Origin of the sequence: Kineosporia babensis, assembly GCF_021129305.1 — a bacterium.
Lineage (GTDB): Bacteria > Actinomycetota > Actinomycetes > Actinomycetales > Kineosporiaceae > Kineosporia > Kineosporia babensis.
On record NZ_JAJOMB010000007.1, the window covers coordinates 274201 to 289229 of the forward strand.

15 protein-coding genes are annotated in these 15029 nt (G+C 69.7%); 7 read left to right on the forward strand and 8 right to left on the reverse strand.

What is annotated here, in order from left to right:
• The 8 genes from mftE to mftA form a co-directional block, all read right to left on the reverse strand.
• Entirely contained in the window at nt 1-732 is a 732-nt protein-coding gene (mftE, locus tag LR394_RS15700) for a mycofactocin biosynthesis peptidyl-dipeptidase MftE (protein ID WP_231442466.1), read from the reverse strand.
• Between the two features lie 61 nt (nt 733-793).
• Entirely contained in the window at nt 794-1681 is an 888-nt protein-coding gene (locus tag LR394_RS15705) for a vWA domain-containing protein (protein ID WP_231442468.1), read from the reverse strand.
• A 105-nt stretch (nt 1682-1786) separates the two neighbouring features.
• Nucleotides 1787-2725 (reverse strand): AAA family ATPase, encoded by a 939-nt coding sequence (locus LR394_RS15710; protein WP_231442470.1) that lies wholly within the window; start codon nt 2723-2725, stop codon nt 1787-1789.
• A gap of 93 nt (nt 2726-2818) precedes the next feature.
• Complete coding sequence (locus LR394_RS15715) at nt 2819-3661, reverse strand: mycofactocin-coupled SDR family oxidoreductase (protein WP_231442472.1); 843 nt, start codon at nt 3659-3661, stop codon at nt 2819-2821.
• A 30-nt stretch (nt 3662-3691) separates the two neighbouring features.
• On the reverse strand, nt 3692-4501 hold the full coding sequence (locus tag LR394_RS15720; protein ID WP_231442474.1) for a mycofactocin-coupled SDR family oxidoreductase: 810 nt from the start codon (nt 4499-4501) through the stop codon (nt 3692-3694).
• A gap of 327 nt (nt 4502-4828) precedes the next feature.
• Complete coding sequence (gene mftC, locus LR394_RS15725; protein ID WP_231442476.1) at nt 4829-6217, reverse strand: mycofactocin radical SAM maturase; 1389 nt, start codon at nt 6215-6217, stop codon at nt 4829-4831.
• Nucleotides 6214-6549 carry a mycofactocin biosynthesis chaperone MftB gene (mftB, locus tag LR394_RS15730; RefSeq protein ID WP_231442477.1) on the reverse strand — a complete coding sequence of 112 codons (336 nt, stop codon included), beginning with the start codon at nt 6547-6549 and terminating at the stop codon, nt 6214-6216. Before mftB ends, mftC begins: the two co-directional genes overlap by 4 nt.
• Before the next feature lie 13 nt (nt 6550-6562).
• Nucleotides 6563-6667 carry a mycofactocin precursor MftA gene (mftA, locus tag LR394_RS15735; protein ID WP_231442479.1) on the reverse strand — a complete coding sequence of 35 codons (105 nt, stop codon included), beginning with the start codon at nt 6665-6667 and terminating at the stop codon, nt 6563-6565.
• A gap of 185 nt (nt 6668-6852) precedes the next feature.
• Here mftA and mftR point away from each other — a divergent pair, with 185 nt between their 5' ends.
• The 7 genes from mftR (at nt 6853) to LR394_RS15770 (ending at nt 15026) form a co-directional block, all read left to right on the forward strand.
• Nucleotides 6853-7470 carry a mycofactocin system transcriptional regulator gene (mftR, locus tag LR394_RS15740; protein ID WP_231442481.1) on the forward strand — a complete coding sequence of 206 codons (618 nt, stop codon included), beginning with the start codon at nt 6853-6855 and terminating at the stop codon, nt 7468-7470.
• 327 nt (nt 7471-7797) lie between these two features.
• Nucleotides 7798-8157 (forward strand): hypothetical protein, encoded by a 360-nt coding sequence (locus LR394_RS15745; protein WP_231442483.1) that lies wholly within the window; start codon nt 7798-7800, stop codon nt 8155-8157.
• Between the two features lie 91 nt (nt 8158-8248).
• Nucleotides 8249-9511: a hypothetical protein gene (locus tag LR394_RS15750; RefSeq protein WP_231442485.1), complete on the forward strand. Its 1263-nt coding sequence runs from the start codon at nt 8249-8251 to the stop codon at nt 9509-9511.
• The gene (locus tag LR394_RS15755) at nt 9508-10266 is read left to right on the forward strand and encodes a hypothetical protein (RefSeq protein WP_231442487.1); all 759 of its coding nucleotides are present in this window, start codon (nt 9508-9510) and stop codon (nt 10264-10266) included. The genes LR394_RS15750 and LR394_RS15755 overlap by 4 nt, the downstream gene beginning before the upstream one ends.
• Complete coding sequence (locus LR394_RS15760) at nt 10263-11117, forward strand: hypothetical protein (protein WP_231442489.1); 855 nt, start codon at nt 10263-10265, stop codon at nt 11115-11117. The genes LR394_RS15755 and LR394_RS15760 overlap by 4 nt, the downstream gene beginning before the upstream one ends.
• On the forward strand, nt 11114-14239 hold the full coding sequence (locus LR394_RS15765) for a hypothetical protein (RefSeq protein ID WP_231442491.1): 3126 nt from the start codon (nt 11114-11116) through the stop codon (nt 14237-14239). The genes LR394_RS15760 and LR394_RS15765 overlap by 4 nt, the downstream gene beginning before the upstream one ends.
• A 55-nt stretch (nt 14240-14294) precedes the next feature.
• Nucleotides 14295-15026: a FadR/GntR family transcriptional regulator gene (locus LR394_RS15770; RefSeq protein ID WP_231442493.1), complete on the forward strand. Its 732-nt coding sequence runs from the start codon at nt 14295-14297 to the stop codon at nt 15024-15026.
• Nucleotides 15027-15029 lie beyond the last annotated feature (3 nt).

Genomic DNA, 15029 nt, shown 5'->3' on the forward strand with positions numbered 1-15029 from the left:
CTAGATCCCCAGCTTGCCGTACGGGGGATCCCAGGCCAGAACCTGCGTGTGCAAACCGTCGATCAGGCGCTGCAGCAGCCGATCACCCTCTTCGGCGCTGGCCCCGGCCGGGTCGCCGAGCACGCCGTTCGGGCTGACCGCCTTCACTCCCCCGGCCCGCAGTTCGTCGATCAGCTCGCGCACCGGCGTGGTGTTACCCGCCTCGGCCAGTTCCTCGTGCACCAGCCCGGGCTGGATCGCCAGCTGCAGCGAGGTCTCGGCCCGCCCGGCGTGCGCGTCACCGTCCCACATCGCCATCCACAGCAGCACATCGCGCGATTCGGCGCGTAACCGCCGCACCGCCCGCACCGCCGGCACGGCATTGCCGCCGTGCGCGTTGACGAAGATCTGCCGCCGGTACGTCTCCCCGGCCGAGCGGCCCAGCTCCAGCAGCATCAGCTCCAGTGCCTCCTGCCCGATCGACAGGGTGCCCGGGAAACCGGCGTGTTCCCCGCTGGAGCCGTAGCCGACCGCCGGAGCCACCGCGACCGAGGGCATCAGCTCGGCCAGCCCCTGAGCGACGGCAACCGCTACGTCACGGTCGGTCCCCAGGGGCAGGTGCGGACCGTGCTGCTCGGTCGAGCCGATCGGGATGGCAATGATGCCGTCGCCCGCGGCGTGCTCGGCGATCTGCGGGCTGGTCATTGCGGCCAGGTCAAGGAAAGCCACCCGGGCGAATCTACGCCTGGTCACTTTCCGTACGCTGCGCGACCCCCACCGCCGGTCCCAACCCGTGTTCTGCTAAAAGGAACGCTCAGCTCCGGAAGATCTGGGACAAGGCGGGAGCCACCTGCCGGTGATCCCGGATCGAGAACATCCTGCCCCGGCCCGCCGCCGCCAGCTCGCGTCCCAAGACCTCGTCCTTCTCTCCCGAGGAGTCGAGCAGCACGTCAAGGCGTGGCAACAGCCCGGCCGGGCCTCGCGGGTCGGGCCCGGCGTTGTGCACGCAGTCCGACAGCAACAGCACCCGGGCCTCCGGGTTGGGCCGCCTTGAGAGCTCGGCCGCCGCCAGCTGCAACGGGAAGCCGACGTTGGTCAGCCCGCGCGCAGGCAGCTTCAGCAGATCGTCCAGCAGCTTCTGGGCCACGAACGGCCGGCCCATCGGCAGCAGGATCGAGCAGTCCGACCAGAACGCGATCACGCCCACGTCGTCACTGCCCAGCTCCCCGGCCAGAGCCCCGACCGTGGCCGCTGCGGTCCGGATCCGCTCGCCGCGCATCGACCCTGACACGTCGACCACCAGCTCGACCGAACGCCGGCGCCGCACCCGCTCGCGAACGATGATGTCCTCGTCCTCAGGAAACGGCTTCTCGGCCAGCACTTCGAGAGTCCGGTCCAGATCGATGTCGTCCGCGCCCTCGCGGTAGCGCACACTGACCAGCTCGCCCGTACCCCGCCGACTGCCCCGGCCGTGAACCGGACGGTGCAACGACAGGCGCGCGGCGATCTGCTTGGCCCGCGCCTTGACCGCGTTCTGTTCCGGATCGTCCGCATCCGGTTCCAGGGGCACGTTCTCGCCGACGTCGTCCGTTTCTCCGGGTCCTCCCGAACCCTTCGAGGATGCCTTCGCCGCCGCCTTCGTCCCTCGTCCCAACGCCTGCAGCACTGGGCCGCCGCCGCTTTCGGAGATGCTGAACACCATCGGTTCAGCCCGCAGGTCCTTGGGTTTACGGCGCAACGGACGTCGTGGGCGCCGATCGCGGCGACCATCGGGTTTCTCTACGGGAGAGTCGGCGTCAACTTCTCTTCAACCCGGCTGGGCCGCGGCCGGGGAAAGGATGAACCGGTCTTCCCAGATCTCCTTCACCACTCGCTCGGCCGTGGTGTCGGAAGCCTCGTCCAGGTGGATCCGGCCGGACAGGGCCACCGTCATGGCATCAAGAACCAGCTTGGGGTAGGCACTCTCGGCGTCGAGCCGGGTGGTGGAGTCAGCGGCCTCGGCAACCCCGCGCATAGCCGCGAGCTGGTTGGCCACCAGCACGATGTCGATCGCGCCGCGCACACTGCTGCCCTGGCGCAGGTCCGGGTGACGCCGGGTCGCCCGGTTCACCCACACCGCGTCCTTGACCAGCAGTTCGCCGAGCGCGCCGCCCTTGTCGGTGCGCAGGTTGACGATGCCGATCTCGGCGGCCTCGTCCTGGTAGTCCACGGCCAGCCGGCACAGCCGGTCGGTGATCGACGTGGACAGCCGGGTGGTGCCCACGTTGTCGTACGGGTTCATCGAGGCGATCAGCCGGAACGTCGGGACGGCGGTGACCGAGCCGGCCCGCGGTACCGTGATCCGGCGTTCGGCGAGCGCGGCCAGCAGGGTGTTCAGGGTGTCGTCGGGCGCGCGGTTGAACTCCTCGAGGTAGAGGAATCCGCCCTGCTGCATGGCTTCCAGCAGCGGGCCGGGCACGAAGTTGTCCTCGGAGTAGTCCTCCTTGAGCACCCGCGCCGGGTTGTGGTGGCCGACCAGTTTGGCCGGGGTGAGGTCGGCGTTGCCCTCGACGTAGAACAACGGGATGCCCCACTCCTCGGCGATGGCCCGCAGCAGCGTGGTCTTTCCGGTGCCGGGCGGGCCCTCGAGGACGAGGTCGCGGCCGGCGGCCACGGCCGAGAGAATGAGCTCGAGCTCGTGCTCACGGCCGACGAGATGGGTGGCGACCCGGTTGCGGGTCTGGGCGACGTCGGGTGTTTCGGTCACGTCTCGATCCTCGGTCCGCGGGGCAATTATGGACGATTGTCTCGCCTCCCCGGCACCCCCACCTTCGCGGGGGTGCCGGGGACGAAGCGTCCGCTATTTGGTGGTGTACCCGGCGTCGACCTTGAGCTCGGTTCCGGTGACGTACCGCGACTCGTCGGAGGCCAGGAACAGCAGGGCGTTGCTGATGTCGATGGCCTCGACCCACGGCACCGGCAGGCTGTTGGTGGTCCGGAAGACCTCGGCGGCCTGCTCCTGGGTGGGGTGCTCGACGTGCGGCAGGAACAGCTTGAACGTGGTCTCGTTCAGGATCATCGGGGTGGCCACGCCGGTCGGGTGGATGGTGTTCACCCGGATCGAGTGCTCGGCCAGCTCGTTCGACAGGGTGCGGGCCAGGCCCAGCACCGCGTGCTTGGAGGCGGTGTAGGGCGCCACGTTCGGCGTGCCCTTCAGCCCGGCCGAGGAGCTGGTGATGATGATCGAGCCGCCCTGCCCCTGGTCGATCAGGAACTGGGTGACGGCCTTGGTGGTGTGCCAGACACCCTTCAGGTTGATGTCCAGCACGTCGTTCCAGTCCGAGTCGCTGACCTCGTGCGTCTTGTCGCTGTGCAGGAAGATCCCGGCGTTCGCGGAAACGATGTCCAGACGGCCCAGTTCGGCGATCCCGGCATCGGTGGCGGCCTTCAGCGCGGCGTAATCGCGCACGTCCACCTTGGCCGAGTAGATCCGCCGGTCCAGTGCCTCGACCTGCTTCACCGTCTCGGCCAGGTCGGCCTCGGTGGCGCCGGGATAGAACCGGTCCACGCTGGGGATCGACTCGGCGATGTCCAGGGCGATGATGTCGGCGCCCTCCTGGGCCAGCCGGATCGCGTGGCTGCGGCCCTGACCGCGGGCCGCCCCGGTGATCAACGCGACCTTACCTTCGACACGTCCTGCCATGGTGATGCTCCTTCTCCGTCGAAAGGATCTCTACAGCTGGGTGGTTCCGGCGTCGACCGTCATCGCCAGCGCGGTCACGTAGCGGGACTCGTCCGAGGCCAGGAAGAGCACGGCGTTGGACTGGTCCTCCGGCTGGGTCGCGGCGATCGGGAGCATGTTGCCCATCATCGCGCCGAGCCGCGGGTCCTGCTCCAGCAGCGGGCCGAAGGCGTTGCCCATCGCGCCCATCGGCGTCTCCACACCGGTCGGGTGCAGGCTGTTGACCCGGATGTGGTGCCGGGACAGCTCGGCCGCGAAGGTGCGGGCCAGGCCGGTGACGGCGTGCTTGCTGGCCACGTACGGGGTGAGGAACGGCAGGCCCACCAGACCGGCCGCCGAGCTGGTCAGGATGATCGAGCCGCCGCCGGCCGCGATCAGGTGGGGCGCCCCGGCCCGCACCGTGTTCCAGGTGCCGGTGATGTTCACGTCGAGCGTGTCCTGCCACTGCTTCTGGGTGACCTTGTCCCAGGCGCCGACGTGGCAGATGCCGGCGTTGCCGACCACGATGTCCAGCCGGCCGAGCTGGGCCACACCGTCGTCGACGGCCTTGGTCAGCGCCTCGGCGTCGCGAATGTCGGTGACCGAGGCGACGATCCGCCGGTCCAGCGCCTCGACCTGGCGTACGGTCTCGGCCAGATCCTCCTCGGTCGCCGCCGGGTACTCCAGGTCCTCGAACGGTGCGCAGATGTCGACCGCGATGATGTCGGCCCCTTCCGAGGCCAGCTTGAGCGCGTGGCTACGGCCCTGCCCGCGCGCCGCTCCGGTGATGAATGCGACCTTGCCCTCGACACGTCCAGCCATGGGGCACCTCTCCAACTTCGTTGTCAGTGAACGGCTTGTGCATCCCCTCCGCCTATTAGTAGCCCCGTCAACTACCTGCGCGCCTTCCCCAAAGGAGCAATCCGGCCGTGACCTTGCTCTCATCGACAAGTGTCGAATGTCCTACGTTTTCCCTGGTAGACAAGGACTTTGGCCCTTTTCCGGAGGATCTGCTCGCGGGCATGACGAAATGCCCCGGGACCGCTGGTCGCTCGGAGCTTGCCTTCGAAGGCTTTATGTAGTTGGCAAAACGGCGGCGCGCGGCCCTCTTCCGCAGGAAGAGAACCGCGCGCCGGCGTTCTTCACCGATCAGACCGCCTGAGAGCCTGTTTCGAGGCCCGGCTGCGGGGTGAACCCGGTGAGCGGGTTCTCGTCACAGCCGCGGGTGGGCGGCCGGACCCCGGCCGCGCTGGGATCGAAACCAGCGAGCGGGTTCTCGTCGCAGCCCCGGGCCGGTGGGGCCGAGACCACACCAGTGGCCGGGCGTACGCCCAGGGTCAGGGCCACCGGCTTCTTCTTGAGCTTCTGGCTGCGCAGCGGGTTCTTGTGCGAGTGATCGAGACTCGGCTTCGGGACCGAACCCTCGACCGCGTCCAGCGCCGACTCACCGAAACCGCGCACGCACTCCGGGTCCGGACCGTCCAGCGGCAGGCCGGTGAAGAACTTGGCCGCCATGCAGCCGCCCCGGCAGGAGTCGAAGAACTGGCAGGACGAGCACGCCCCACCGCTCTGCGGCTGCCGCAGTTCCTGGAACAGTTCCGAGGTCTGCCAGACGCCCTTGAAACCACCCTCGTCCCGGACGTTTCCGGCCAGGAACTCGTCGTGGATGGCGAACGGGCAGGCGTACACGTCGCCCACCGGGTCGATCAGGCAGACCACCCGGCCGGCGCCGCACAGGTTCAGCCCGGGCAGGGCGTCGCCGAAGGCGGCCAGGTGGAAGAAGGAGTCGCCGGTGAGGACCTCCTCGCCGTTGGCGACCAGCCAGTCGTACAGCTGCTTCTGCTGCGGGGCGAGCAGGTGCAGCTCGTCCCAGACGTCGGCGCCGCGGCCCGAGGGACGCAGCCGGGTCAGCCGCAGCTGGGCCTTGTACTTGTCGGCGATCGCCTTGAACTCGTCGAGCTGGTCGACGTTCTGGCGGGTGACCACCACCGACAGCTTGAACCCGTGGAAGCCGGCGTCATACATGTTCTGCATGGCCCGCATCGCGGTGTCGTAGCTGCCGGCCCCGCGGACGTAGTCGTTCACCTCGGCGGTGGCGCCGTCGAGCGAGATCTGCACGTCCACGTAGTCGGACTTGGCCAGGCGCTCGGCCACTTCCTTGTTGATCCGCACACCGTTGGTGGAGAACTTCACGCCGACGTGGTGCTCGGTCGCGTAGTCCACCAGGTGCCAGAAATCCGGTCGCACCGTCGGCTCGCCGCCGCCGATGTTGACGTAGAAGACCTGCATCCGCTCCAGCTCGTCGATGACCGCTTCGGCCTCGGCGGTGGTCAGCTCGCGCGGGTCACGCCGGCCCGAGGAGGACAGGCAGTGCACGCAGGCGAGGTTGCAGGCGTAGGTGAGCTCCCAGGTCAGGCAGATCGGCGCGTCCAGCCCGAGGGCGAACTTGTCGACCAGCCGGCCGGGAGATGGGGTAGCGGGCTTACTGGGATTCGGGGTGAAACCGGCCGGGGTAGCCGGTTCGAGCACAGCCGTCATGCAGGCTCCTCCGTGGACGTCGTCTTGGGACGGATGAGGTCACCCGCCGCCAGGGACGCAAGCGCCCGGCCCAGGGCCGGGAGGTGCGCCGGGTCGACCCCCGCCTCCAGACACGCAGTACGCGCGTCCGGGGCGGCGGCCAGACCATTGACGACGTCCAGTAGTTGACGGGTCTTCAGGAACGACAGGCGCCGATTCCCGAAGTGGTACATCAGGGCGCCGAAGGGCTCGGGCCGGATGGAGACGCTGGGGTGCAGCTCCCACGCGACGTCGAGATCGAAGCCCTGTGCAGCCGGTGGGGGCACCGACATCCGGTTGGTCTGGGTCGTCATGGCCAGGTGGACGTCAGTAGACGCCGCACATCCCGTCGATGGAGACCTCTTCGACGAGCAGCTCCTCGACGGAGTCCTGAACTTCGACGGCGTCCTGGGGCGCGTTCGTGTTGTCCATCGAAACGACCTCTCTTCCACGTTGAATGCTGGTGATCGGAGTTTATGACACTGCGTGTCGTAAACGTCAAGACTGGTTATCGACGCGTTCGCGAGGTAGACCGATCGCCCGAAGCGGGGGAAAAGATCACTCCGATGATTGAATGAGCGGCAACAGCAGTGCCACACGAGGGAGAGTGCACGGCGATGCCGGCGGGGACAGGTTCCAAACAGGCGGAGGCCCGCAGCGGCCGGCCCCGCGCCACCAGCCGCCACAACCTGGAGCGGATCGCCCTGGAGCTGTTCGCCGAGCAGGGCTTCGACGCCACCACGGTGGAGCAGATCGCCGAGCAGGCCGGGGTCAGCCGGCGCACCTTCTTCCGCTACTTCGACACCAAGGCCGACGTGCTCTGGTCGGACTTCGACGCCGAGGTGGCCAGCCTGCACCGGCTGCTGGCCGCGGCCCCGGCCGACCAGCCGCTGACCGAGGCGATCCGCCAGGCCGTGCTGACCGCCAACCACTACGGCGTCGCCGACGTGGCCAGCCTGCGCACCCGGATGCAGGTGATCGCCGGGGTCCCGGCCATCCAGGCCTCCTCCACCGCGCACTACGACAACTGGGCCGGGGCCCTGGCCGCGTTCGCCGCCCAGCGCCTGGGCCAGCAGCCCGACGACCTGATCCCGCAGGCCATCGGGTTCAGCGCGCTCGGGGTCTGCCGGGCCGCCTTCGACCAGTGGGTGGCCCGCCGCGACGCCGACCTGATCAACTATCTCGACATCGCCCTCACCGCCTGGAAGTCCGGCTTCAGCGACCTGCCCGCCTGAACACCCGCCCCAGGCGTTACCGAGGCGACGGAACCAGCACTGCACCGACGGGCCGGGCACGCACCGTCCGAGGCCCCTCGGTCACCGTCGGTTTGTAACGGTTTCCTTAACCCTCTGACATGCCGATCCCAGCTCCTGCGTACGGAGTGACACCGTCACCATACGGAGGGTCACGAGCTCCGCACGGGAGGTGAAATCAGTCTCGACTTTTGTCGAGCCTGTCGTAATTGGAACCAAAATCTGTCTCAAGCGAGGTGTAACGCTTCCACTACGCGCGCCGATGGAAGCGGGCGACGGTCCCTGTGCAGTAGTGCGAAGGGTTCATTCATGTCACTGGCCATGCCCTATCCGGCTCGACGACGCGCCAAAGCCAAGCAGCAGCAGTCACCCGGTCTGCCGGTCGAGACGCCGGCGGCCGTCGATCACGGTGCAGCGTCGCCCGGATCCCCCGCTGTCCTGTCGGCAGACCAGGTCTGGCACGTAGGCCTGTCCCTGCCGGGCATGTTCCCGTTCCGTGAGGCGAGTTGCCCCTGCGCCAAGGCGGCGTGCGGGCTGGTCGTCCCTGACCCCGAGGTCGAGTGCCGGCTGCACACGCAGAGCGCTCGCTTCCTGCAGGTGCACTCCGCGGGCGAGTGTGACTTCCCGCGGACCGGATGGCGTCGCAAGCGCCGCCCGGGCCAGCGCTGACACCCCCTGGACGGGTCTGATCGCCGGGCCTCGGAAAGCGACCCTCCGCGGCCCGGCGATCCGATCCCTCCCGATCCTCTAAGGTCTCGGGGTGACCGACGGCTCCAGCACGCTCTCCCTGGAGGACCTGGCCCCCGAAGCCGGAGTCCTGCGGATCTACCGCCAGGTGTTCGCCGTGCTCGCCCGCGAGCACGGCGCGATGATCAGCGACGTCGACCTCCTGGACGTCGACGAGGCGATCATGGCCGCGTTCGCCGAGGCCGGCACCGAAGGCATGACCCTGGAGACCGCGGTCGCCTCCTGCCGGCGGTTCGACCAGAACATCGTCTCGCGGCGCTTCGAGGTGCTGCGCGGCTACGGGGCGATCACCCGGGTCGTGGACCATCCCGGCGAGCGCTTTCACCGGGCCGCCTTCGCCCCCTACGTCATGCTGCTGTTCCTGCGCCGCCTGGCGGCCGCCGGTGGCCAAGGTGAGCTGCACCAGTTGCTGGCCCTGGAAGGGCTGAGCATCCGCTCGCCCAGCGCCGGGGTGGAGGACGGCCAGGGCTCGGTGAACCGGCTCTCCCGCGTGTTCCGGCTGATGGCCAACCAGCTCTCCAGCCTGACCACCACCAGCCCGGTCGAGGAGCTGCGCGAGCACGCCGAGCTGCTGTGGGGCAACCGCGCGCTGATCCGCCAGGCCGAGGAGGTGCACTCACAGGCCCTGGGCCGCTGGCCCGAGCTCGACCGCGAGTGCGCCCAGCTGCGCACCGCCCTGGCCGCATACGCCGACGCCAGCGAGTCAGCCGCGGCCCGGCTGATCGAGCAGGCCGGGTCGACCCGGGCGCTGGGCCTGCTGCCGGTCGAGACCTGGCGCAGCTTCGCCCGCACCGCCGACGCCGAGACGCTGGCCGGGGTGCTCAAGGGCCAGACCTTCGACGCGGTCGCGCCGTGGTTCTCGCCCCAGGCCATGGCCCTGGCCGTGGACAACGCCCAGTCCTCCGGGCCGGTCCGGATGCCCCCGCCCCGGCCCACCGGCGACACCGACGCCCCCACCGATCGCCCGGTCTCGGCGGACAGCGACCTGATCGAGTTCACCGACCGCGTGCTGGCCAGGCACCGCCGGGTCGGGGTCTCCCAGCTGCTGGACGACGCGGACGACTGGATGCAGGCCCGCCGGATCCTGTCGCTGATGGTCGCCGCGCACCACTCCCCCGAGGTGAATGCCGAGCTGACCTGGTCGGACGGGTTCCGGGTGGACCCCGAAGGACCGGTCGCCTGGGTCTCCGGCGGGATGTTCGGGCGCACCGCCGTCCCGGCCGGCCGTTCCTCCGAAGAAGGCTCCGAAGAAAGCACTGAGGCTGTCCAGGCGTGAACAGTAGTGAGACCGCCCTCTGGTGGGCGCGTGCCCGGGCGCTGGGCCCGGCGCAGTACGAGACCGGCACCCCGGCCCCCGACGGGTTCCTGCGGCTGCTGGAACCGGACGCCGCGCAGGTGTGGCTGCTGCCCGCCCACCCGGGCACGGCCGGGCCCTGGGTGCTGGACGAGCTGGGCCTGAACGGGCCCACCGTGGAGCAGCCGAACGACACCGCCCGGATGCTGGCCGCCGTGGTGCGCTGCTGCTGGGCCGACCCGGACGACGCGATCTGGCCCGGCCAGGACGTCGACTGGGACGCCGTCATGTCGGTGTACCGGACCTTCGGCGATCGCGATGAACTGGTGGTGCACCGGGCCGCGACCGGCGCGATCCGGCGGCTGCACAGCGGTGGCTGGGTGATCTGGGACGAGAACCGGCGGGTGGTCCGTCTGGGGCCGCGCTGCGGCACCTGGGTGAACGCGGACCTGACGGTGTTAAGGGAGTTGTGGCGTTCGTTGCCTGCTCCGGACGAGCCCGACGACCAGGCGCCCGAGCTGGAAGAGCAGATTGAGGACGCCGGCGAGACCGGGTCCGGATCGGTCGCCTCCCGGCCCGAACCGGATAACCAGGCCGAACTGAACAACAATGCCGAATCCGTAGCGACGCCGGACACCGACCCCCGTACCGACGAGCCGGACGACGTGGACGAGGCCGACACCCCAGCTGAGCCCGAAGCCGAGAACGACACCGAGCCTGAGGAGCCTTCCGCGTGACCGAGATGCACCCCGCGTTCACGGCGGCGGTGGCGGACCTGTCGGAGCGGCACCGCGACGAGGTGCTGGCGGCCTACGCGGCCCTGGAGCACAGCTGGCAGCCGCTGCACGAGTCCCAGCTGCTGGCCCTGCGCGACGCCACCCTGCGCCGCTCGCTGCAGCAGCTGCTGCACCCGCTGGGCCGCACCCTGGTCAAGGTCGGGCCGCACAACTGGACCTCGGGCTACCGTGACGACATCTCCCGAGAGCTCAGCGCCGAGATGCTGGACTCGCTGCCCCTGGTCGACCGGGCGGTCTTCGTCCTGATCCTGATCCACTCGGTGGCGATCCCCCGCAGCCAGGGCCTGGTCGACCTGGACTCCTGGATCTCCAACCAGCCCACGACGGCGGAAGAACTGACCCGCTACTCCAAACTCCCGCGCACCGCAGTGCGGGCCGGCCTGGCCCGGTTGCGCGCCTCCGGCCTGGTGCAGCTGGCCCCCGACCGACGCCCGAACTCCCAGAAGGCCGGAAGCAGTTCCAGCGCAGGAGCTTCCTACCTCCCCGGCCCTCAGCTGGCCCGCCTCACCCCAGCCGCCCGACGCCTGCTCCAGGAAGAACTGATCCTCGCCGCCGGAGCCGACACGCCCCTGGCCGCAGCGATCCGGGCCCGCCGAGCGCGCCCCTCCGAAGACGGCATCCCCAAGCCCGCCGAAGCCCACACCGACGTGCCCCCGCAACCGGCGGCCGAACCGCCCGCTGCCACCGACGTCTCCAGTTCCGCCGCAAGCACGAGCACCGGCACCCAGCCGCCCACTCGCGCAGACGCGTCCTTTGCTTCTGAAAATTCTGTACCGCAGGAGAATTCGTGACCACCGCGCCGCTCATCGCCGTCGACCGCAGCGACCCGAACGACATCGTCGGGCCGCGGGTACTGGTCGGCGTCCAGATGGTCGACATCTCCCGGCTCTCCGCGCACCCTGTCCCACTGACCAACGGCGGCCTGATCACCGTGGCCGGCCAGGGTCCGAAAGACTCCAACGGTGCCGGTAAATCATCCTTCATCGCCGCGCTCAGCCTGCTGCACGCAGACGAGCAGTGGCGCCTGGCCGGTGGCGCGCCGGGTTCGGCCGAACTGCTGTTCACCGCGGAACTTGCCGCGCAGGAAGCACGCTGGGCCAATGCCGACCACGGTTTCGTCATCGGGGTCTTCGCCGATCCGTCGGCCCAGACCGTGGAGGAGCTCGAGGCCGGATCGCTGACGGTCTGGCTGCGGATCAACCGTAAGTCGCCGTACCTGAGCCTGCGCTGGAAGCAGGGGCTGCACGTTCCCTACGGCGCGAACGATGCCGAACGGGCGGCCGGGGTGCAGCATCTCTGGGCGCAGCTGCCGAACTCGAACGGTCGCGACGACTTTCACGCCGGTCGGCTGGCCCGCGTGCTGTACGGCGGCCAGGTGCGCTGCGTTTCGTTCCTCTCCACCTCGGTGCGCGCGTCTCCCGCCGCGAACTTGCTGGCCCAGCCGCTGAACGAACTTTCCCCCTGGCGCATGTTCGACGCCGTGGCCACCCTGACCGGCCTGGATCGCGAGCTGGAGCAGGAGCAGGCGCTGCGTTCGGGCGAGCACGCCCGGCGGGTGGACGTGGTCGAGGCCGAGCAGGATCTGGCCAACTGGCAGCGCGAGATGGAGGGCGTCGAGGCCGGGATCAAGCGTCGCGACGTGGCCCGGCAGATTCTCGGCCAGGCTCGCGAATCGTGGCACTCGCGCTGCGCTCGCCACGTGGTCGACGGGCTGGAGCGGATCAGCGAGATCCGGCGCAACCTGGGCGATGTCCGCGGAGGGCAGGCCGAGGCCCGCGAGCGCCTGGCCGAGAACGAGGCCCGGATGGAGGAACTCGGCAACGACGACGGGCTGCAGGAGACCTTCCGCCAGACCGAGCGCCTGCGCAACGAACTGCGTGAGCGCCGGAGCAACGCCGACACCCAGGCCCGGATGAACCTGCGGCAGGTGGAAGAGCTCAGCGCGAAGCTGCGCGACCTGAAGGAAGCAGCCCGGGCGGCGGACGGCCGGGACGTGGCCAAAGCCCGCGAAGAGGTTGCGTCCGTGCAGGAGGCACTGGAGGCAGTCATCTCCCGGCGGGGCGCGGCCGAAGATGCCGTGAGCGCTGCGGCCAAGCAGGTGAAGGCCGCCGAGGCTGGTGACGACGTGGCCGCGCAGCAGCTGAAACTCCTTCAGAAGGCCGGGATTCCGGCGGCCAGCGTGGTCGATGTCCTGGACCTGGCCGAGAGCGAGCGGGCGGTGTGGGAGCCCCGCCTGGCCCCCTATCGGCACGCGGTAGCAGTGCCCGCAGCACGCGCCGACGAGGCCCGCGAGGCGCTGGCCGACGAGCCCGGCTCGATGATCGTCCTGGCCGACGGTCAGCCCGGTTCCGGCCTGCCCTCCAGCACCACGGCCGAGTTCGGCCTGGCGTCCTTCCTGAAAACCCTTTCCGAGCGCGCTGGTTCACTGGACCAGCAGGTGGACGAGGCGGCCGGGGTGATCGTGATCGCCGGCTTCGAGCGTCCGCTCACCGGCCGCGACGCCCGGGTGCGGGCAGCCCGTGATCAGCACGAGGCCGCCCAGGAGCAGCTCGAGCAGATCGGCACCGCGCTCGAGAAGGCCCGGGCCCGGCTGGTCACCGCGACCGGACGGCTGGAGGGGGCCAAGGCCGCACAGCAGGTCGAGGAGGCCGAGTTCGAGATCGAGCGGCTTCGTGAGCAGGCCGGCGATCTGCAGGAGAACCTGGAAGAGCTGATCGGCCCGTTGGAGGACGCCGAGGCCGCGCACACCCGGGCAGCGGTGGACCGGCAGACCCGGCTGGACAAGATCAACACGCTGCGCGGCGAGGTCTCGCGCAGCAAGAGCGAGGTCAGTCAGGCCGAGCAGATCGCCGAGAAGCTGGAGTCGGAGCTGCAGGCGGTGGACGTCGATGCCCGCGCGGTGGCCTGGGGGGCCACTTCCGGCTCGGCCGAGCAGCATCTGCTGGAACTGCCCGAGGAGGAGCAGAAGCGCAGCACCTCGGAGTGGAACGCGCTGGTCGTGTACCAGCTGGAAGACGTTGTCCGGCGGTGCTTCCCGGACAACACCCCGACGCAGGAGTACCCGGCCGAGCTGCGCACGCTGATCCACGAGCAGAAGTGGCGCAGCAGCCCGATCGAGACCCGGGTGCCGATGGTCCCCGACCTGGTCCGGGCCATGCGCACCCACCTCGACGTGACCGCTCAGCAGGACGCCCACGACCAGGCGATGATCGACCAGCAGCGGGCCCAGCGCCGGGCCGACCTGGAGGCCGCGCAGTCCGGCCTGGCCGAGTCCGAGCAGACCACCCGCGCGCACCGCGCCGTTCTGGCCCAGGGCATCAAGGCCAAGCTCAAGCTGGTCTCGGACGAGTTCGACCGGCTGGACCGGGAATACGGCGGGTACGGCGCCGGGCTGGAGTACCCCGAGCCCGAGCCGCCGACCGAGCCGGACAAGCCCTGGCGCTGGAGCCTGACCCCGCGCTGGCGACGGGCCGAGAACCAGCGGATGTCCAGCTACAACCTGCGGGCCAACACCGCGATGATGGACGAGAAGGCGGTCAAGCTGGTCTGCGCCTCGGCACTGGCCGGCGGCAACGACCGGCCGCTGCTGCTGATTCTCGACGAACTGGGCCGCAACCTGGGCAAGCAGCACCGGCGTGAAGCGGTGGCGCTGTTCGAGCGGATCGGCCGCGACCGCAACATCACCGTGATCGGCGCCCTGCAGGACGACATGGAGCGCTACGCGATCGAGGCCTCGAACCTCTACATCAAGCTGCGCCGGTCCTCCGACGCAGTGGCCTACAACGATCCGCCGATCGTCCTGGGCGACGACGCGAACCGGGCCCGGGTGGAGATGCTGCGCGAGTGGATGAGCGCCTACCGGCCGCAGCGCACGTCGATCGATCTGCACGAGGACGAACTCGACCTGAGCTGACCCTCATGATCGGGCAGTACGCTTCACCGATGCCGGAAAGGAGCGCATTCCCATCGTGGTGAAAAGCAATCCGATCAAACCGCAAAAGACGGCGTTGCTCCTGGCGCAGCGGATCGTGCGGGACATCGAGCAGCAGGGTCTGGGGCCCGGGCAGATGCTCCCGCCCGAGCGCTCGATGATGGATGCCTACGAGACGGGTCGCGGCACGCTGCGCGAATCCCTGCGATTCCTGGAGCTTCAGGGCATCCTCACGTTCCGGCCCGGGCCCGGCGGTGGGCCGATGGTCCGCAAGCCCACCGCGGACATGCTGGCCACCAGCCTGGCCCTGCTGCTGCAGTTCGACGGCGCCCGGCACCGCGAACTGCTCGAAGCCCGTTCGGTGTTCGAGCCCCGGCTGGCCCAGCTGGCGGCCGGCCGGATCAGCGCCGAGCAGCTGTCCGCACTGCGCAGCACCCTGGAGGACATGGAGGCCGGCCTGGAGGACCAGGCGCTCTTCCTGGACGCGGACCGGCGTTTCCACCGCACCATCGCCTGGGCCTCGGGCAACTCGCTGTTCGGTTTCCTGATCGAGGCCCTGGTCGAGCCGCTGGACGTGGACGTCGAGACCTCGCTACGCCGACGGCAGTCGGTGCTCAAGGCGCATCGGCTCATCCACCAGGCCCTTTCTGCCGCAGACGGGGTGGCCGCCGGGGCGCAGATGAACACCCACCTGGACGAGCACTTCGCCTACGCCGCCAAGAAGGTACCCGACGAGCTGGAACGACCGGTCAGCTGGCAGGGCCGGTAGACC